This is a genomic window from Deltaproteobacteria bacterium (assembly GCA_016177765.1).
GTDB lineage: Bacteria > UBA10199 > UBA10199 > JACPAL01 > JACOUP01 > JACOUP01.
This window is the reverse complement of the sequence record JACOUP010000008.1, coordinates 347671-365628: the sequence shown is the minus strand read 5'-3', so window position 1 is coordinate 365628 and position 17958 is coordinate 347671. Positions and strand designations below refer to the sequence as shown.

The window sequence follows — 17958 nt, the reverse complement described above, 5'->3', positions numbered from 1 at the left end:
GATATAAACTATGATATCCCGTATTGCACATATACTAACGCGCTTCAGCATGCGTTGGATGCCCGATTCTTTTGTCATCGCCATTATTCTTGCCCTTAGTACGGCCTTGTTGGTGTGGGGTACAACGGCGTCTACCTTTCTTGATATTGTTCGGTATTGGGGGGATGGCTTTTGGTCCCTCCTTTCTTTTGCAATGCAGATGTGCCTCATGATTATGAGTGGTTACGTTTTGGCAACCTCTCGTCCTATTCGGCTCTTCCTTGAAAAGATAGCTGCCTTGGTGAGAACTCCACGATCAGCGGTTGGTCTAACAGCGTTTGTTTCAATGTCTCTTGGTGCGATTAATTGGGGGTTAGGGCTGGTAACCAGCGCCATTCTTGTCCGAACTATTGCGAAGTCAGCGGCTCAACGAGGAGTTAAAGTTGATTATCGTTTGCTTGTTGCTTGTGGTTATTTAGGGATGGCTACCACATGGCACGCAGGATTATCTGCATCAGCGCCGCTCCTCATGGCAACTCCTAAAAATTTTCTGGAGAAGGACTTTGGTCTCATTCTTACATCGCAGACAATCTTTCATCCATTCAACATATTTCTTCTCATTGTTACCATCTTGGTTCTTACTTTCATGGCAAGTCGTTTGCACCCTCCTGAATCAGAAACGTGGGTTGAAAATCTGATTGGAAATGAACCAACGGGAGGGCATGAAGAGATTGGAAGAGTTTTGTCCCCTGCCGACCGGATTGAAAATAGTTGGCTGTTTAATTTTGCCGTTGGTGGGATTGGATTAATTTGGTTAGTCGATTACTTTTGGCGGCAGGGAGCGGCATTAACTTTAGACGTTGTTAATTTCGTGTTTATTACGCTGGCTATTTTATTTCATCGGACCCCACGGTCATTTTTGAGAGCGTGTGAAGAAGGAGGACGTTACCTTTGGGGTGTTGTCATTCAGTTTCCGCTATACGCCGGTATTTTCGGCATGGTCAAATTTTCAGGGTTTCAAGATGTGGCAGCTTCTGCAATTTCTCGGATCGCCACGGTTGATACTTTTCCTTTACTCAACTATTGGTATTCGGGTCTTTTAAATTATATCGTTCCCAGCGGCGGTTCTAAATGGGCTATTGAGGCACCTTATGTTCTCCAGGCGGCAAAGCAATTAGGGGTGTCTCGGGGGCTCACCGTTCTTTCTTATGCTTGGGGAGATATGATGACAGATGCGATTCAACCTTTTTGGGCTATCCCATTACTCGGAATAGCGAAGGTACGGTTTTCAGAGATTATGGGTTACTTGTTGATGTTTTTTATCGTTTATGTGATTTTTGTGTCGCTCTCTTTTGCAATAGTTCCCTATCTCAACCTGTTTTAAAGGATCAATCGCGGAAGTTGATAAATTGCAAGGGGATTGGAAAATCAAAACCGCGCACCGTCTGGATGACCCCCTGAAGGTCGTCTCTTTTTTTCCCGGAGATACGAACCTTATCGCCATCGATCGAGGGTTGCACCTTCAGCTCGAGCTCCTTGATCTTCCGGACGAGTTCTCTCGCCCGGTCAGTGTCGATACCGTTGACGAGCTTGATGGTGCATTTGAGCGACTGCCCCCCTGCCGGTTCGATCTTGCCAACCTCAAACGACTTCAGGCTGATACCGCGCTTGACAGACTTGTTTTGAAGGATATCGATCAACGCCTTCATCTTGTAATCGTCATCCGAGAGGAGATGAATTTCGTCTTTGTCCAGATTGATCTCGCTCTTGCTCCCTTTGAAATCGTAGCGAGTGATAATTTCCTTTCGGGTCTGGTTGACGGCGTTGTCGACCTCCTGTCTATTGATTTCGGAAACGATGTCAAAAGAGGGCATTTCTTCTCCTTTAAGGTTTGACCGGATAGACCTTGAATGTCCCCAATCCGACTGCGACCAGTCTTGTCCCTTCAAAGACCTTTGCCTCTGTGGTGATCGTGCTCTTTCCACGGAAGAGCACCGAGGCATTGGCCCGGATCGCATCCCCGACCATCAGAACCTCCAGAAAATTAACCTTCATCTCAATCGTGGCCAACAGCTCATTCTCTTTCAAGGTGCTGCAACTGGCCGCCCCCATCGCAAAATCGATGAGAGAGGCGACAACACCACCATGGGCGCGCGCCGCAGGGCTCAAGTGCTTTTCTTTCAAAGTGAGGGTCGTTTCGGCATACCCCTCTTCGATCTTCTCCAGGTGATAACCGAGAAAATCGCCGAAGTGATCCTTTTCGTTAAAAACTTTTCGAATGTCCCTGATCACAACAATGAAACCCCCGTCATTTCTTTCGGTTGATCAATCCCCATCAGCTTGAGAATGGTGGGTGCTATATCACAGAGTCTTCCCCCTTGGCGAAGCAATTTTTTTCCTTCCTTCCCCTGGTATTGGGAATCGATGAGAATAAAAGGGACCGGGTTGAGAGTGTGTTGGGTGTGCGGTTCTCCCTTGTCATCCACCATCTGTTCACAATTCCCATGATCAGCGGTGATGATGAGACTTCCCCCCTTTGCCAAGACCGCCTTGGCAATCGGACCCAGACAATCATCGACCGTTTCGACAGCCTTGATAATGGCGGGGGCTATAGCGGTATGCCCCACCATATCCGGATTGGCAAAATTAAGAACGATAAAATCAGGGCTGTCGCCCGTTATTTTTTTTAAAACCTCTTCGGTTATTTTTCGAGCTGCCATTTCCGGGATCTGATCATAGGTCGGGACCTGACGGGGGGAGGGGAGCAGGATCCGTTCCTCCCCGGGAAAAATCTTTTCTTCTCCGCCGTTAAAAAAATAGGTGACATGGGCATATTTCTCAGTTTCGGCAATGCGGAGTTGCTTTAAACCGCCGTCCGCCAGGACTTCAGGGAGGATTTTCTTCGGGACCTCCTTGGTAAAGGCGACCGGCAGTTTAAAGGTGGCATCGTAGGCCATCATGCAGGCAAATGTTGAGAGTTTCGGATGATCTTTAAACTCAGGGCCCCGTTCGGCTGCGCCTCCGATGGCCCCGAACCCCGCACTCGGACTAGCTAAGCTAGATCCTCGCTTAAACTCCGGGTCTGTTAAGGCATGGGTGATCTGCCGGGCCCGGTCGGCCCTAAAATTAAAGAAGATCACCGCATCGTTATCCCTGATCCGGCCGACCGGAGTTGTGTCCGGGTGGCAGAGGACAATCGGTTTGACAAATTCATCAGTTTCCCTACGGTCATAGGCCGCCCTGACTGCCCCGATTGGAAAATATTCCTTCCTCCCCACGCCGTTTGTCATCGCCTCATAGGCCGCTTCGGTTCTATCCCATCTTTTATCCCGATCCATCCCCCAGTAACGCCCCATCAGTGTCGCCACCTGGCCAATCCCAACTGATTTTAATTTCTCGCTCAACCGTTGTATAAAATCAACACCGCTGGTTGGCGCCGTATCCCGCCCATCCATGAAACAGTGGATGAACAGTCTTTTGATCCCCTCCTTCTTGGCAAGATCAATCAGCGCAAACAGGTGGTCGATGTGGCTGTGGACCGCCCCGTCCGAGAGGAGCCCGATCAGGTGCAAGGCGGACCTGTTTTTTTTGGCTGCATGGATCGCCTGGAGGAAGGCAGGGTTTTTAAAGAAAGAACGGTCGCCGATCGCGGCATAAATCCTGGAAAGCCCCTGATAGACAATCCGTCCGGCACCGATCGTCATATGGCCGACCTCGGAATTTCCCATCACCCCCTCGGGGAGACCGACCGCAGGGCCTGATCCTTCAAGCGTTGTCCATGGGTAGTTTTTTAAAAATCCGGAATAGTTCGGCAGTTGAGCCATCGCCAGGGCATTGGATTCTTTTGTTTCCCTGACCCCCCAGCCGTCCAGAATGATGAGGACCAGCGGCTTCATTATTTCAGATTAAACTTCACCCGTTTGGCATCGCTCCAGAGTCTTTCGAGGTCGTAAAATGATCTCTCCTCTTCGTAAAAAATATGGGCGACCACGTCACCATAATCCAACAGAACCCAGTGGCCGTGAGTGTACCCCTCAGAGCCGATCAGCTGGATTTTTTTCTTTTTGAGGGTCTCTTCGATGTTGTTGGCGATGGCCTGGACCTGCCGGTCTGACGACCCGCTGGCGATCACGAAGAAATCGGTGAAGGAGGTCAGTTCCCGAAGATCAAGGACGGTGATCTGCTCCGCTTTTTTGTCGTAGGCCGCCTGGGCCATAAGACGGGCGGTTGTTCGGGTCTGGGTTTTATTCACGCGTTTGTCCGCTTCCTCTCACGATGAATTTGGTGGTGGTCAATTCTTCCAACCCCATCGGGCCGAAGGCATGGAGCTTCGTTGTCGAGATTCCGATTTCAGCCCCTAGCCCAAGTTGCCCGCCGTCGTTAAAACGGGTTGAGGCGTTATGAAGGACAACGGAGGACTGCAATTCATTCAAAAATGTTTCCGTACTTTGCGGGTCTTGGCTGATAATCGACTCTGTGTGACTGGAACCATATTTTCGGATATGGGCGATGGCACCGGGCAGATCTGGGACCACGCGTATCGAAAGGATCAGGTCGAGGTACTCGGTCGACCAATCCTTTTCACTTGCCGGCTTGAGACCTTTAAGAATCTTTCGTGTGGTGGGACAGCCCCGGATTTCAACCCCGGCCGAACGGTATCTTTCAATCATCCGGGGGAGGAATTGGGGGGCAATCTCCTTGTGAACCAAAAGTGTTTCCATCGCGTTGCAGACCCCCGGTCGCTGGACCTTGGCATTGAAGGCAATATTTTCGGCCATCGCCAGATCGGCCGATTGATCGACAAAGATGTGACAAACTCCCTTGTCATGTTTGATCACCGGTATTCGTGAGTGTTCTGCCATCCATTTCATCAAAGCTTCACCGCCGCGTGGAATCACCACATCAATCCATCGGTCCTGCCGGACGAGGATCTCCATCGCCTTCCGGTCGGTGGTTTCAAGAATCTGCACAATCTCTGGATCAAGCTTGTGGGAAGAAAGAACCTCCCGAAGAATCCTGGCGAGGGTGATGTTGGAGTGAATCGCCTCGGAACCGCCCCGGAGGATGATGGCGTTGCCCGATTTGAGACAGAGCCCGGCGGCATCAACGGTGACGTTGGGGCGTGATTCATAAATGACTGCCACGACTCCCAGAGGGATCCGCACCTTTGAGACCTGCAGTCCGTTCGGTCTTGTCCATTTTTTAACGACCTCGCCCACCGGATCAGGGAGGGAAGCAACCTCTCTTAAGCCCTGGGCCATCTCGTGGGTCCGTTTGGTGTTCAATCGGAGACGGTCGATCAATGCCGGGGAGAGTTTCTTTTTTTCTGCAAAACGAAGATCCTTGGCATTGGCCTCCTGGATCCTCTTTTCGGAGGCCAGGAGCTGGTCAGCCATCTTGTTCAGGAGCCGGTTCTTGAGTTCTGTCCGGAGAACGGCAGCGGTCTCAGAGGCTTTTTTGGCCCTTTGGGCTATTTTTAGGATCTTGTTTTTCACGAAAATCTTTTTGTGAGGAACAGGGTCCCCACGATTTCCCCATTGATGACCTGCCTCATGATCCCTTTGGTTTTTCCATTAGCGATCAGTGTTGGGATTCCAAAACGACCGGTCAGTTTAGCCGCCTGGATCTTTGTCTGCATCCCGCCAATACTTGTCGCTCGTGAAGTTCCAGAGGCCTTCCCCTCCGTTTTTTTATTAATGCCTTGAACGGTGGTAATCAGTTTGGCGTCGGAAAATCGGGAAGGGTCCCTGGTATAAAAACCGTCCTGGTCCGTCAGGATGATCAGAAGATCGGCCTCGGCCAGTATGGCGACATGGGCGGCCAGGTTGTCATTGTCCCCAACCTTGATCTCCTCCACGACGACTGAATCGTTTTCATTCACAATCGGCAGAATTTTGTGTTTCAGGAGTTTTTTGAGGGTATGCTTGGCATGGAGAAAACGTTTTTTATTCTCCAGATCATCACGAGTAATCAGGATCTGGCCGACCTGAACCTTGGCGCGGGCAAAAAGTTTTTGGTAGGCCTGCATCAGGATCGGCTGACCGACGGCGGCACAGGCCTGGAGTTCGCTGATTTCCTTGGGTCTCCGGCCATACCGGAGTTGATGAACCCCTGAGGCAATCGCCCCCGAGGAGACGAAGACAACCCGAACCCCTTTTTTTAAAAGAAAAAGGATCTCTTGGGTCACCCGTTTTAAGAGGGCAGGGGAGAGCGAGCCCCCCTTGCCGGCAAGGATACTGGTGCCGGCCTTCACGACGACGGTTTTAACTTTTTTTAGTTTTTTTCTTCCCATAGAAAATTTCTTCCAACCGTTTTAAAAGGGGCTTAACCCCTTCTCCCACCTTTGCGGAGAGCGGGAAAACTTCGTACCCCTTCTTTTCAAAAGACTTCCGGACATCATAGAGGTCTCTTTTGGCCTCTGGCAAGTCGATTTTTGTGAGGAGGACGATCCTCTTTTTCTCGGCGACCAAAGGGTTGTAGGTTTTCAGTTCTTTTTCAATCAGGTTGAAGCGGTCTAGCGGGGGTGAGGATTGGTCGGAGAGATCAACCAGATGGATCAGGAGTTTGGTCCGTTCGGCATGGCGCAAGAATCGAAAACCGAGGCCGCTTCCCTCACTGGCCCCTTCAATCAATCCGGGGAGGTCAGCAATGATGATCCTAAGATGATTAGCCAACGGGACCATCCCCAAGACCGGGATCTTTGTTGTAAAAGGGTAATCGGCAATGGTGGGGTGTGCCGAAGAGATGGATGAGAGCAGCGTTGATTTGCCGGCGTTGGGAAGGCCCAGGAGGCCGACATCGGCCAGAAGTTTCAGCTCAAGAAATAGTTCTTTCTCTTCACCGGCGGTTCCTTTTTCTGCTGTCCGGGGGGCACGGTTGGTATTGGAAAGGAAGGAGGCGTTCCCCCGTCCCCCTTTGCCCCCCTGCGCAATGAGGATCTGTTCGTCCGGTTTGTCCAGATCGGCCAGGATATTTCCTTCTCCCCCCTTGACAAGGGTGCCGACTGGAACACGGATGATCAGATCCCGGCCACTGGCGCCATGCTTGTCTTTCCCCTGACCGTTCGCCCCCCGTTCGGCCTGGAAATGGCGTTTGTACTTGAAGTCGAGGAGGGTAAAAAGACCGGGGTCCGCCTTAAAAAAGAGACTCCCGCCATGACCGCCGCTCCCGCCATTGGGTCCGCCGCGCGGGACATACTTTTCCCTGCGGAACGAGACACACCCATTCCCCCCGTCACCCGCCCTGAGCGAAATTTTAGCCTCGTCGATGAATTTCAAGCCGGAAGGACAGAGACGCGGCGCTTTTCACCAGCCGCTTCGTACTTAACAATACCACTCACCTTGGCAAACAGGGTCCAGTCACGGCCGACACCGACGTTCTGCCCCGGCAGGATGCGGGTCCCCTTTTGCCGGACGAGGATGGAGCCGGCAGGGATCGTCTCCCCTGCAAAGACTTTAACCCCGCGTCGTTTGGCCTGACTATCGCGGCCGTTTGAGGAGGAACCGCCCCCTTTTTTGGTGGCCATGTTACGACTTAATCTCCGTTATTTTCACAGTGGTAAAATGCTGACGATGACCGACCGTTTTTTTAAACCCTTTGCGCTTCCGGAATTTCAAGGAAAGGACCTTCTTCCCGCGACCTTGGGTCATCACTTCACCGATGACCTTGGCCTTGGCAAGGGTCGGGTTTCCGATGAATGACTCCCCCTCACCCCCCACCATGAAGACCTTATCAAAGGTAACCTTCTTCCCCTCTTCCTGGGGGAGTTTTTCGACCTGTATCAGGTCCCCTTCAGAGACCCGGTATTGCTTGCTTCCTGTCTGAATCACAGCGTACATAGGAGGGGGGCTTTAATCATTTTCCGCCTTGCTTGTCAACTCTCGAAAATGTCGAACTGTTCAAGGTGGTAATCCTCCCGTCCCTTGACAGAGGCCTTTTTGCCGGTCGCTTTTTGCCATTCTTCCAGCCCCTGGGACTCCTCGTCCGCCAGCAGGGCGGCGACCGAGGGGTGGACCTGAACGGTGACCACCTCTTTCCGGAAGTCGGGGGAATTTCTTTTGAGTTCTCTAAAGATCTCATGGCAGACGGTCAGTTTGCTCTTCAGGTACCCCCTTCCCTCGCAATAAAAACAGGTTTCTGTGAGGAGTCGGCCGAGGCTCTCGCGGGTCCTCTTTCGGGTCATCTCCACGAGCCCCAAGTCGGTGATCTTGGTAATGGTGGTCTTCGCCCGGTCGGCCTGAAGGACCTCTTTCAAGGTCTGGTAAACCTTGTCACGGTTGGTGTGGCGTTCCATGTCGATAAAGTCGATGATGATGATCCCGCCGATATCCCGCAGGCGGAGCTGGTAACTGATCTCCTTTGCCGCTTCGAGGTTTGTTTTGAGGATGGTGTCTTCGAGGTTCTTCTTGCCGACAAACTTGCCGGTATTGACGTCGACAACGGTCAAGGCCTCAGTCTGGTCGATGATGAGATACCCGCCCGATTTGAGCCAGACTTTTTTCCCCAGGGCGCGGGAGATTTCAATTTCGATCCCGAAGGTATCGAAGATCGGTTCGGGCCCCTGATGAATTTCCACCACATGTTTCATCCGGGGCATGAAGCTCTCGATGAAATCCCGGACCTTTTTCCCCTCGGCCTCCGAATCGATGACGACACGGTCGACATCGGGGGTGAAGAGATCACGGATCGCCTTCAGGACGATCCCCAATTCGCTGTGGATCAAGGCTGGCGAGGGGCTCTTGTCTTTCTTATTGCAGACCTCCTTCCAGAGGTTCTGGAGGTAGTCGACATCCTGTTGCAGGTCTTTGAGACTGGCCCCTTCGGCCATTGTCCGGACGATGAGTCCCCCTTCTGCGGGGCGGATCTTTTCGAGGAGGTGACGCAAACGGGATCGCTCGTGATCATCACCGATCCGTCGGGAGATGCCCAGGTGATTGACGGTCGGCATGAAAACCATGAACCGTCCCGGAAGAGAAACATGGCTGGTGAGCCGGGCCCCTTTGGTGCCGATCGGGTCGCGGGCAATCTGCACAAGGATATCCTGCCCCTCTTTGATCAACTCTTGTATTTGCGGGATCCGGCGTTTTCGTCTTCTTTCCGGCTGTAGTTTTACGGAAGCTTCTTCGCCATCCTCATTCGTCCCTTCGACCTCGTTGAAACTGGCCAGTTCCGGGACGATATCGGTGACGTAGAGAAAGGCCGTCCTCTCCAGGCCGACATCCACGAAAGCGGCCTGCATCCCGGGGAGAACCCGGACGACCCTGCCTTTATAGATATTGCTGACGTACCCCGCCTCGCGGGATCGTTCTATGTAGAGTTCAGTAATGGTGCCGCCCTCCAACCGGGCGACACGGGTCTCCGTGGGGGAGACGTTAATGACCAGCTCGCTTGCCATGCAAAACCTCTTTTTGTAATTTTCAAAACCTTCGAAATCATGACCATAGATTTAAAAAATTGATCAAAATTAGTTAGTTAAAACGAAACCGCCCAACTATAGGCAATCTTGCTCGAATTGGCAAGGGATTATCTGTCGTACTCCAGTGAGGCTTGGGACGAGGTCAGTTCTCGAGTTTTAGTCCAGACTCCCTCCTCTTTTTTAAAAAGTTGGAGGTGGAGCCTCGCCTGCAGGGTTTTGAATTCGGCCTGCTCTTTCCGATCAGCGGTTTGATACGGGAGCCTGGCAAAACTGTTTTCCTCCGCCTCCAAATCACCCACCAGGTAAAATTTTCTGTTTTTGGCCTCAAAGTGCCAATGATCCGGGGCGATGTTGTTTTTATTTTTGAGCCAATGGTGGGGGAGGTTGAAACGATAATCCTCATGACCGATTCGCAGGACCATCGCCGTCAATAAGGGGGCCTCTTTTCTTTGGAGTGGGGCCGGTGTCGCCGCGATCTCAAAGAGGGCCTCGTTGTTGTCGAACTGGTTGGCAAAACCCCAGAGGTAGGAAGGGTGGGGCTCATTCCCCCAGGCGTGGGACTGTTGCCCGACGGCGTTGGAAAGGGTGAAGGTTTCGTTACCCAGCCGGAGCCTTCCGTTAAAGCGGAGCAACGGATTGGGGGTCAGTATTTTTGTCCTTGGGAAAGGGAGACTATAAAGGAGGCGGGGCAATGGGAGAAAACCCTCTTCGCAAGGTTCCCAGCTGAGATCCCATTCCATTTCTTGGCCTTTCTCTTTGAGAGAGGCCCGGCAACCGTTGTGAAATATCGCCGACCCGCCAATCTGGAGGAAAAAGAAATCCTGTTCCCTCATGACCTTGTGGAGAGGGAAGTCATTCTGAAGGACAGTGTTCTTGAGACCCCTGAGATCAAAGAAAACCCCCCAGACCGACCCAACCGGTGCTTCTTTTTCTGAGGTCAGTGTATATCGTCCCAGAAAGGCGAACCGTTTTTCAGGGTCTCGCAATTCAAAAAAGAAATTTTCGTAAAATGGTTTTTTTGAAAAATCCCAGCGGATAATATTATCTTTTTCCGAGGTCATACGATACACCCGACCAGATCATACGGGTCGGCGCTGGTAATTTCAACAGTGATGAATGGGTTTTTTGTAGGGGTGTGATTCATCACGCCCTTTCCTTTTAATTTAACAACCCCATCGATCTCCGGCGCCTGATTTTCAAGCCGAGCGTGATTTTTCTCACGGATCGCTTTTAGACTCTTGCCGATCAGGGCCCTGTTTTTCTTCAAGCTGATTTTTTGTTGGAGTTCCATGAGGGCCCCTTTCCTCTCTTTTTTGACCGAATCCGGGACTTGGTTTGGAAGCAGGGCCGCTTCGGTCCCTTCCTCGATGGAAAAGGCAAAAACCCCAACCCGCTCCAGTTCCGCCTCCCTGATAAACCGGCAGAGCCCCTCAAAATCTTTGTCTGTCTCACCGGGATAGCCGACAATAAATGTCGAGCGGATCGTCATCTGGGGGATTTCTTTCCGGAGCCGCTCAATGATGCTCCAGATGTAACGGGAGTTGGATCCCCGATGCATCGATTGTAAGAGTCGATCGCTACTATGCTGGAATGGAATGTCGATATACTTGCAGAGGGTCGGAGTTTCTTTAAAAATGGAGACCAGTTCGTCCGAAAAGCGGAGCGGGTAGGCGTACATCAGCCGGAGCCAGTGATCCCCTTCGATCTTTCCCAGTTCCCTCAATAATTTTTCAATCGTTGTCCCATTGTGGAGGTCATTCCCGTAGTCGGTAGTGTCTTGGGCGATCAGCGAGATCTCTTTCACCCCTTGATTCAGGAGATTTTCGACTTCCTTTCTAATGTCCGGGATGGAACGACTCCTCTGACGTCCCCTCAGTTTGGGAATAATACAAAAAGAGCAGGTGTGGTTACACCCCTCCGCAATCTTGACGTAGGTCGAGACCCGGTCAGTCAAGAGGCGCGGCATCGCCGCTGTTGGGATGTAGAGCGGCTCATGGATGTAGGCCCTTTCGGGTAATTTTTCTGAAATGAGGTTGCCGAGTTTTGCATAATCATCGGTCCCGATCAAGAGATCGGCTTCTTTAAGTCCCTTGGCCAGCTCTTGGCCGTACCGTTGGACGAGGCAACCGGCCACGACCAGCTGGGCCCCCTTCTTTTTCTCTTGCCCCAGTTGAACCACGGTTTCGATCGATTCACGGGAGGAGGCCTCCAGAAAACCGCAGGTGTTGACGACGACAACATCAGCTTCCGTTTTATCGGTCGTGACGGTATACCCCTTGGTGAGGAGACTGCCGATCATGATCTCGGAGTCGACGAGATTCTTGGGACAGCCCAAGGATTCCAGATAAACCTTTTTTTCCATAAAGATTAAAAAAGCGATTGTTGTTGCGGCGGTTCGGGGTCTTTCCAGTTAATTTTTACAGGGAGGCGGTGGAGTCCATCCTTGGATTGATAAAAGACCTCCCCATTTTTTTTGCCGTACTCGTAGATCTCACGGGTCAGCCGGACATCGTCGAGGCAATAGGCCTTGAGTTTATCCATTTCGCCGTTCCGGAAATAGGCAATCGCATCCAACCCTTTGCCGCTTTTGCCAACCCCCAAGGTCGCCTGAGCGACTGACTCAAGGCTGACCCGATGGCCCAAAATCTTTTCTAATTCATCCATGATGTCTAGGATCGGCAATTTGGCCGGGTCGATTTTCAGGTAGGGGGCGAGGACTGGGAAATCAAAGCGGCGGATATTAAAACCGATAATTCGTGAGGTTTTTTGGAGTTCGTTTTCCAGTTCAGGGATCTCTTTTTCCTCAAAGATCTTGAACTGGTTTTTTTCGTAAAAGTAGGTCCCAACCACGGAGACACCCAGGAGGTGGAAATTATTCCGTCCCCCCACTTCATCGAAGGTCTTTTGCGTCTCCAGGTCGAGAACGATCTGATCGGCCGGCATGGTTACCCCTTAAAGAGCGATCCAAGCCTATTTTAAGGAAGGGGGCAAGCGCATTTTGTAGGGGCAAGGCGGCGCCTTGCCCCTACTTGGGGATCATTTCTCTCATGTCGGGCGGGAGAGGCGCCTCCACAAAGAATTCGCGGCCGGTTTGGGGATGACGGAACCGAAGGGAGGTGGCATGGAGACAATGCCGGCTTTTTTCGGTACCGGGTACGTGGGTAACGGGTTGATTTTTGTAGATTTTATCCCCAACGACCGGGTGTCCGATGGCGGCTAAATGGGCACGAATCTGGTGACGACGGCCGGTTTTGATCCGGATTCGGAGCCACGTGGACGGGTCCTGTCTCAGGTTCCGCCCAGCCGTGCTCACCCGTTCCGCTCGGCCGGGCGCCCGACCCTCGCCACCCGTCCTCGTGGCTTGAACCGGTTCATAAAAAGTCACGGCCGATTGGGCCCTGTTCCGGACCGCCTCCTTCTTGTTCCGGTAAACCTTTACCCGTTTTGAACTTTTTGGGTCCGAGCCGATCGGAAGGTCAATTTCCCCCTTTGCCAAAACCTTACCCCAGACGAGTGCGAAGTATTCTTTTTGAACCTGATTACGGCTGAAGAGTTCCCTCATGGCCTCCCAGCATTTTTGATTCCGTGCGATGACGACAAGACCAGAGGTGTCATTATCCAGGCGATGAACGGCCCCTTGATCGGGGAGCAAAAGGATTTCGGGGTATTGTAAAGCGATCAGAGAGGTTGTGGTTTCACCAACCCCTTGTGTTGGCAATCCGGCCGGTTTGTTGACGATCAACAGGTCAGGGTCTTCGTAAAGGATGGGGATCTCCGGATTCATCGATAATGGATATCGATCCAATGGGTGACGATATTGCTGGCGGCATGGAAGAGCGTGGAGGCGAGGATCGAACCGGACCGTTCACGGAGCCACCCAAAAAGGAGCGCCGGGAAGAAGATGGCAAAATGCCACCACTGGACCGTAATAAAACTGTGGGAGGTGGCAAAAATGAGCGCGGTGAGAAACCATGCCGGGCCCACCGCCGTTCCCAGAATCCTCCATTTTTTTTCGAAGTGACGGTTGAGAAAGGATTGCAGCCATCCCCTGAAAAAAAATTCCTCCGGAAGGGCAACGAGAAAGACCTGAAACAGGCCAAAGGTGAGTGGTTGCGGGAAGGAAGCCTCATGAAAAGACATTTTCATGAAAAGTGTGTCGTAAAAATGGGCCGCGACAACAAAGACAGGGAAAACCGCCAAAGAAGTGATGAAGAAGAGTGTAATCGCCCGACGCCATTCATCCTCGGCGTTATAGAGAAAATCGACAGGGGACTTCCGGTACCACAGATACCCCAACGGGAGGTAGACGAGGGTCATCGCCGAGAGGAGGGGGAGGAGGCGGGAGATCCAGGGGATACCCCGGTTGAGGTAAAGTAGTTTGAGAAGGACCAGCGCTACGACAAAAAGAAGGGCGGCCTCAAGGATTTCCTTTTTACGCGAAGTCATGCAATCCTTTCTTCTTTAGGGTGGTGTAAAGAATCAGGCCCAGGATGAAGAGCGGGATCCCCATCAACTGGCCGGTGGAGAGGGTGTCGTTGAAAAAGAGGATGCGATCGGTGTCCCCTCTTAGGAATTCGATAAAAAAGCGGGGGACAACCCAAAAAAGGATCATCAGTGAGGCGGTTTGTCCCTCAAATCGGCGGTGTTTGTAAACCCAGTTGATGCCGAGAAAGAGGAGGATGGCGTGAATCAGCGAGAGGATCTGTGTGGGGTGGAGGGGGAGATCGGGATAATAGTAAAAGGCGGTTGAATTTGGGTTCGTGAAGCGGATTCCCCACCAGAGTTCGGTCGGTTTCCCATAGCAACAACCGGTCATCAGGCAGGCGATCCGAACAAAAATCTTGATAACCGGCATGGCGGCGGCGGCCATGTCAAAGTAAGGCCAGAAAGGGATCTTTCGGACCTTCAGATAAAGGATCAGGGACAATGGGACGGCGATGAAGGCCCCCCAGGAGACAAACCCGCCGCGCCAGAAGTGGAAGACCCGGATCGGGTCGTTCCAATAATAGGCGGGATTTTCGACAAGGATATGAAAAATCCTCGCACCGAGAATGCCGAAGATCATCCCCAGGATTCCGAAGTCGATCGCCACCTCGGTTTTTAGTTTTTCTCTTTTGCAAAGAAAGTAACCGCAAAAGGCACAGGCTAGGATGGCCACCATGATAAAAAAGAAAAAAGAGGGAACCCGGAATGAACCTATCGTGAAGAGGATCGGTCGCATGAATCACTCCCGGTTGAAGCCTCTTTCCTGAAGGTGAAGAGGGCAAAACCAACAACGGCCAGCGTAATGGCGCTGTCGGCGACGTTGAATGCCGGCCATTCGAGGAGAAAATGCAATCGGAATGAACCGAACTGCCAGTGTATCATCTTATCGTACCAGTGGATTGAAAGAAAGTCGACCACCTCGCCTCGGGCGAATCGGTCCCAGAGATTCCCGATCGCCCCGCCAAGAATGAGGGAGAGACAAACATAGGGGAGAAGGTGTTTTTCCTTCAATCGGGTATAGTAAAGGATGATCAGAAGGATCGCAACCAGGGAGAGGATGCAAAAGAAGGGGTGGCGAATTGATTCCGGCATCCCCCTGAAAATACCGAAGGCGGCCCCCTTGTTGGTGACATGGACGATATCGAAAAAATTCGGGATGATCGGGATGGAATCCCTCTTCACCAAAGATTGCACCACCCAGGCCTTGCTCCACTGATCCAGAAGGAGGATGATCGGGACGATCAGGAGGATTTTATATTTATTGATCAACGGAGTACCTCGCGACACCGGTCACACAAGAGTGGGTGTCCCGGATTTTTGCCGACCGAGGTTCGGAACGCCCAGCAACGGGCGCACTTTTCCCCTTCGGCCTTTTCAACGGTGACAAGAAGGTGAGGGATCTCGGTGCTTTTGTAGAAAACCGTTCCTGGAGCGGGGTTTTCAAGGGGTGTCTGGCTCCGGGTGACCTGCGAGACGATCAACAGATCGGGGAGCATTTTTTCAAAATTCTGGAGAAGGGCCTCGGTCTCATCCTCGGCTGAGAGGGTGACCCGGGCCTCCAGGGAGTTGCCGATTACCTTGGCTTGGCGGGCCATCTCCAACCCTTTGGTGATCTCGCCCCTCACCCGCCAGAACCGGCTCCATCGGTCCCCCAGCGCTTCATCGATCCATCGGGACTGGCTGGTGGGAAAACGGGAGAGGTGGACCGAGGCCTCCCCACCCTTCCAGGGGGGGATTTTGGCCCAGATCTCGTCGGCGGTAAAGGACAACACAGGGGCGATCAGGCGGGAGAGGGTGGTGATGATTTCAAAGAGTGCCGTCTGCGCGGCACGGCGATCCGGACTCGTTTTGGCAAAAGTGTAGAGACGATCCTTCAGGATATCGAGATAAAGACTGGAGAGGTCAACGGTACAGAAACGGTTCACTTCATGAAAGATCAGGTGAAAGGCAAATTCTTCGTACCCCTGTCGGGTCCGTTCAATCAGCTTTTGGGTGGTATGCAGGGCCCAGCGGTCGATCTCCCAGAGGGAATCGGCCGAAACCTTGTCCTGGTCCGGGTCGAAATCGGAGAGATTTCCCAAGATGAAGCGGGCGGTATTCCGTATCTTGCGATACGCCTCGGCCAGTCTTTTGATGATTTCATCCGAGATCCGGATGTCACCCCGGTAATCTTCCGCCGCGACCCAAAGGCGGAGGACATCAGCCCCATTATTCTTCAACATCTTGTCGGGCGGGAGATAATTTTTGGCGGATTTGGAATATTTTTTCCCTTCTCCGTCGACGACAAACCCATGGGTCAAGACTGTTTTGTAAGGAGGGACACCCCGTGTTCCCAAAGAGGCGAGCAGTGAGGAATGGAACCAACCCCGGTGTTGGTCGCTCCCTTCCAGGTAAAGATCGGCCGGGAAGGAGAGCCGTTTTTCGGCAACGGCGGCAAAGCTGACTCCGGAATCAAACCAGACATCCAGAATATCTTCTTCCTTCCTCAAATTTTTTCCATGGCACCGGGGGCAGTCGGTCCCCGGCGGCAGCAGTTCCTCAGTTTTCTTGTCGAACCAGATATCGGTCCCTTCCTTTTCAAAGAGAGAGACGATCCTGTCGATTATTTTTTTGTCCTGCAGGATTTGGCCGCACCCTTCGCAGGTGAAGGCAACGATTGGTACACCCCAGCTCCGTTGCCGCGAGAGGCACCAGTCGGGTCGGTTTTCGATCATGCCGTAGATTCGTTCCCTTCCCCACGCCGGCACCCAATTGACTCCGCGGATCGCCTCCAGGGCCTTGCCACGGAGATCGTTGTGGGAGAGCGAGAGGAACCACTGTTCCGTGGCCCGAAAAAGGACCGCTTTTTTGCACCGCCAGCAATGCGGGTAGGGATGAGAGAAGTTTTCCTCCTTGACGAGGGCGTTTTTTCCCTGGAGCAGGTCCACAATTTTTTTATTGGCCTCAAAGACAAAAAGCCCTTCCAGTTCTTTCAGGCCGGCCTCTTGGGTAAACCGTCCACGGGCATCAACGGGGGTCAAGAGGGGGAGATTGTAGTTCTTGCCGATTTCAAAATCTTCCTCTCCGTGCCCCGGGGCGGTGTGGACGCAACCGGTACCGGCATCCATGGTGACATGATTTCCGAGGATGATAAGAGACTCCCGCGGCAGAAAAGGGTGATGACACTTTTTCCTCTCCAATTGTTTGCCGGAGAAACGCTCAATGACCTCCGGTTCCCCTTCGAGGTCCAGGGTCTTCATGAAGTTGGTGGCAAGGGACTTGGCCACAATGAAAATTTCTCCGGAAACTTTGATGGCGACGTAATCATAATTGGGGTGGAGCGCGACAGCCAGGTTGGCTGGGAGGGTCCAGGGGGTTGTCGTCCAGATAACGAGTGAGGCTTTTTGCCCGGTCAATTTTGGCAGGCTGGCCTTGGCCTCATCGGTCAGCGGGAATTTGACGTAGATTGAGGGGGAAGAGACCTCTTCGTACTCAATCTCGGCCTCGGCCAAGGCGGTCTGGCAGGAGGTGCACCAGAGGACCGGTTTTTTTCCCTTGTAGACCGACCCCGCGGCGACAAATTTGCCAAACTCCCTCGCAATCGTCGCCTCGTAATCAGGGCTCATGGTGATGTACGGGTTGTCCCAGTCGGCCAGCACCCCGAGTCGACGGAACTCCTCTTTTTGAAGGGTGACGTACCGTGAGGCGTATTCGCGGCAGGCGCGCCGGATATCCCCTTTGCTCATTGTTTTCTTTTTTGGCCCCAGTTCTTTGTCGACCTGGTGCTCAATCGGGAGGCCGTGACAGTCCCATCCCGGGATGAATGGGGATCGAAAGCCATTCATATTTTTATATTTGACGACAAAATCTTTGAGGATCTTGTTTAAAATATGACCAAAATGGATATTACCGTTGGCATACGGGGGGCCGTCATGGAAGGAAAAAAACTCTCCTTTTTTATTCTTTTCCAAGATTTTTTGGTAGAGGGAGCCTTCCTGCCATTTTTTGAGGAGTAAAGGCTCCCTGTTGGCAAGATCCGCTTTCATGGGAAAAGCGGTCTGAGGGAGATTCAGGGTCGATTTATAGTCCATTATTGACGA

At 52.3% G+C, this 17958-nt stretch carries 18 protein-coding genes and 1 pseudogene; 1 reads left to right on the top strand and 18 read right to left on the bottom strand.

The genetic code is table 11. From position 1 onward, the window contains the following. The first annotated feature begins 1 nt into the window (after position 1). Positions 2-1363: pseudogene (locus HYS22_04185) on the top strand (short-chain fatty acid transporter). 4 nt (positions 1364-1367) lie between these two features. Here the strand turns inward: HYS22_04185 and HYS22_04180 are convergent. From HYS22_04180 to ileS, 18 genes are all read right to left on the bottom strand, one after another. Beyond that, the gene (locus HYS22_04180; GenBank protein MBI1909348.1) at positions 1368-1853 is read right to left on the bottom strand and encodes a YajQ family cyclic di-GMP-binding protein; all 486 of its coding nucleotides are present in this window, start codon (positions 1851-1853) and stop codon (positions 1368-1370) included. Between the two features lie 10 nt (positions 1854-1863). Continuing rightward, positions 1864-2271 (bottom strand): PaaI family thioesterase, encoded by a 408-nt coding sequence (locus HYS22_04175; protein MBI1909347.1) that lies wholly within the window; start codon positions 2269-2271, stop codon positions 1864-1866. Then, positions 2268-3875, bottom strand: coding sequence for a 2,3-bisphosphoglycerate-independent phosphoglycerate mutase (locus HYS22_04170; GenBank protein MBI1909346.1), 1608 nt, complete (start codon positions 3873-3875; stop codon positions 2268-2270). The genes HYS22_04175 and HYS22_04170 overlap by 4 nt, the downstream gene beginning before the upstream one ends. Continuing rightward, complete coding sequence (gene rsfS, locus HYS22_04165; GenBank protein ID MBI1909345.1) at positions 3875-4195, bottom strand: ribosome silencing factor; 321 nt, start codon at positions 4193-4195, stop codon at positions 3875-3877. The genes HYS22_04170 and rsfS overlap by 1 nt, the downstream gene beginning before the upstream one ends. A 28-nt stretch (positions 4196-4223) precedes the next feature. Then, on the bottom strand, positions 4224-5480 hold the full coding sequence (locus HYS22_04160; protein ID MBI1909344.1) for a glutamate-5-semialdehyde dehydrogenase: 1257 nt from the start codon (positions 5478-5480) through the stop codon (positions 4224-4226). Further along, positions 5471-6271: a glutamate 5-kinase gene (gene proB / locus HYS22_04155; GenBank protein ID MBI1909343.1), complete on the bottom strand. Its 801-nt coding sequence runs from the start codon at positions 6269-6271 to the stop codon at positions 5471-5473. The genes HYS22_04160 and proB overlap by 10 nt, the downstream gene beginning before the upstream one ends. Then, positions 6243-7256 (bottom strand): GTPase ObgE, encoded by a 1014-nt coding sequence (gene obgE, locus HYS22_04150; protein ID MBI1909342.1) that lies wholly within the window; start codon positions 7254-7256, stop codon positions 6243-6245. The genes proB and obgE overlap by 29 nt, the downstream gene beginning before the upstream one ends. After that, positions 7253-7504 carry a 50S ribosomal protein L27 gene (gene rpmA / locus HYS22_04145; protein MBI1909341.1) on the bottom strand — a complete coding sequence of 84 codons (252 nt, stop codon included), beginning with the start codon at positions 7502-7504 and terminating at the stop codon, positions 7253-7255. The genes obgE and rpmA overlap by 4 nt, the downstream gene beginning before the upstream one ends. Before the next feature lies 1 nt (position 7505). Further along, positions 7506-7817 carry a 50S ribosomal protein L21 gene (rplU, locus tag HYS22_04140; GenBank protein MBI1909340.1) on the bottom strand — a complete coding sequence of 104 codons (312 nt, stop codon included), beginning with the start codon at positions 7815-7817 and terminating at the stop codon, positions 7506-7508. Between the two features lie 35 nt (positions 7818-7852). Next, positions 7853-9373 carry an Rne/Rng family ribonuclease gene (locus tag HYS22_04135; protein ID MBI1909339.1) on the bottom strand — a complete coding sequence of 507 codons (1521 nt, stop codon included), beginning with the start codon at positions 9371-9373 and terminating at the stop codon, positions 7853-7855. A 128-nt stretch (positions 9374-9501) separates the two neighbouring features. Continuing rightward, a complete protein-coding gene (locus HYS22_04130) occupies positions 9502-10455 on the bottom strand; it encodes a hypothetical protein (GenBank protein ID MBI1909338.1) in 954 nt (317 codons plus the stop codon). After that, positions 10452-11756 (bottom strand): 30S ribosomal protein S12 methylthiotransferase RimO, encoded by a 1305-nt coding sequence (gene rimO, locus HYS22_04125; GenBank protein MBI1909337.1) that lies wholly within the window; start codon positions 11754-11756, stop codon positions 10452-10454. Before rimO ends, HYS22_04130 begins: the two co-directional genes overlap by 4 nt. 5 nt (positions 11757-11761) lie before the next feature. Then, complete coding sequence (locus HYS22_04120; protein ID MBI1909336.1) at positions 11762-12337, bottom strand: ribonuclease H-like domain-containing protein; 576 nt, start codon at positions 12335-12337, stop codon at positions 11762-11764. Positions 12338-12419: 82 nt separating this feature from the next. Further along, positions 12420-13178 (bottom strand): RluA family pseudouridine synthase, encoded by a 759-nt coding sequence (locus tag HYS22_04115; protein MBI1909335.1) that lies wholly within the window; start codon positions 13176-13178, stop codon positions 12420-12422. Beyond that, a complete protein-coding gene (locus tag HYS22_04110; GenBank protein MBI1909334.1) occupies positions 13175-13840 on the bottom strand; it encodes a CPBP family intramembrane metalloprotease in 666 nt (221 codons plus the stop codon). Before HYS22_04110 ends, HYS22_04115 begins: the two co-directional genes overlap by 4 nt. After that, on the bottom strand, positions 13827-14615 hold the full coding sequence (locus HYS22_04105) for a prolipoprotein diacylglyceryl transferase (GenBank protein MBI1909333.1): 789 nt from the start codon (positions 14613-14615) through the stop codon (positions 13827-13829). The genes HYS22_04110 and HYS22_04105 overlap by 14 nt, the downstream gene beginning before the upstream one ends. After that, on the bottom strand, positions 14591-15166 hold the full coding sequence (lspA, locus tag HYS22_04100; protein MBI1909332.1) for a signal peptidase II: 576 nt from the start codon (positions 15164-15166) through the stop codon (positions 14591-14593). The genes HYS22_04105 and lspA overlap by 25 nt, the downstream gene beginning before the upstream one ends. Continuing rightward, on the bottom strand, positions 15145-17949 hold the full coding sequence (ileS, locus tag HYS22_04095) for an isoleucine--tRNA ligase (protein ID MBI1909331.1): 2805 nt from the start codon (positions 17947-17949) through the stop codon (positions 15145-15147). Before ileS ends, lspA begins: the two co-directional genes overlap by 22 nt. Positions 17950-17958: the final 9 nt, after the last annotated feature.

Bases quoted from the DNA above. Each gene is read 5' to 3' on its own strand.
- rpmA (MBI1909341.1), bottom strand. From the start codon at position 7,504: ATGGCCACCAAAAAAGGGGGCGGTTCCTCCTCAAACGGCCGCGATAGT.
- rimO (MBI1909337.1), bottom strand. From the start codon at position 11,756: ATGGAAAAAAAGGTTTATCTGGAATCCTTGGGCTGTCCCAAGAATCTC.
- ileS (MBI1909331.1), bottom strand. From the start codon at position 17,949: ATGGACTATAAATCGACCCTGAATCTCCCTCAGACCGCTTTTCCCATG.
- HYS22_04110 (MBI1909334.1), bottom strand. From the start codon at position 13,840: ATGACTTCGCGTAAAAAGGAAATCCTTGAGGCCGCCCTTCTTTTTGTC.
- HYS22_04115 (MBI1909335.1), bottom strand. From the start codon at position 13,178: ATGAATCCGGAGATCCCCATCCTTTACGAAGACCCTGACCTGTTGATC.
- HYS22_04180 (MBI1909348.1), bottom strand. From the start codon at position 1,853: ATGCCCTCTTTTGACATCGTTTCCGAAATCAATAGACAGGAGGTCGAC.
- HYS22_04105 (MBI1909333.1), bottom strand. From the start codon at position 14,615: ATGCGACCGATCCTCTTCACGATAGGTTCATTCCGGGTTCCCTCTTTT.
- HYS22_04170 (MBI1909346.1), bottom strand. From the start codon at position 3,875: ATGAAGCCGCTGGTCCTCATCATTCTGGACGGCTGGGGGGTCAGGGAA.
- rsfS (MBI1909345.1), bottom strand. From the start codon at position 4,195: ATGGCCCAGGCGGCCTACGACAAAAAAGCGGAGCAGATCACCGTCCTT.
- HYS22_04135 (MBI1909339.1), bottom strand. From the start codon at position 9,373: ATGGCAAGCGAGCTGGTCATTAACGTCTCCCCCACGGAGACCCGTGTC.
- HYS22_04130 (MBI1909338.1), bottom strand. From the start codon at position 10,455: ATGACCTCGGAAAAAGATAATATTATCCGCTGGGATTTTTCAAAAAAA.
- rplU (MBI1909340.1), bottom strand. From the start codon at position 7,817: ATGTACGCTGTGATTCAGACAGGAAGCAAGCAATACCGGGTCTCTGAA.
- HYS22_04120 (MBI1909336.1), bottom strand. From the start codon at position 12,337: ATGCCGGCCGATCAGATCGTTCTCGACCTGGAGACGCAAAAGACCTTC.
- proB (MBI1909343.1), bottom strand. From the start codon at position 6,271: ATGGGAAGAAAAAAACTAAAAAAAGTTAAAACCGTCGTCGTGAAGGCC.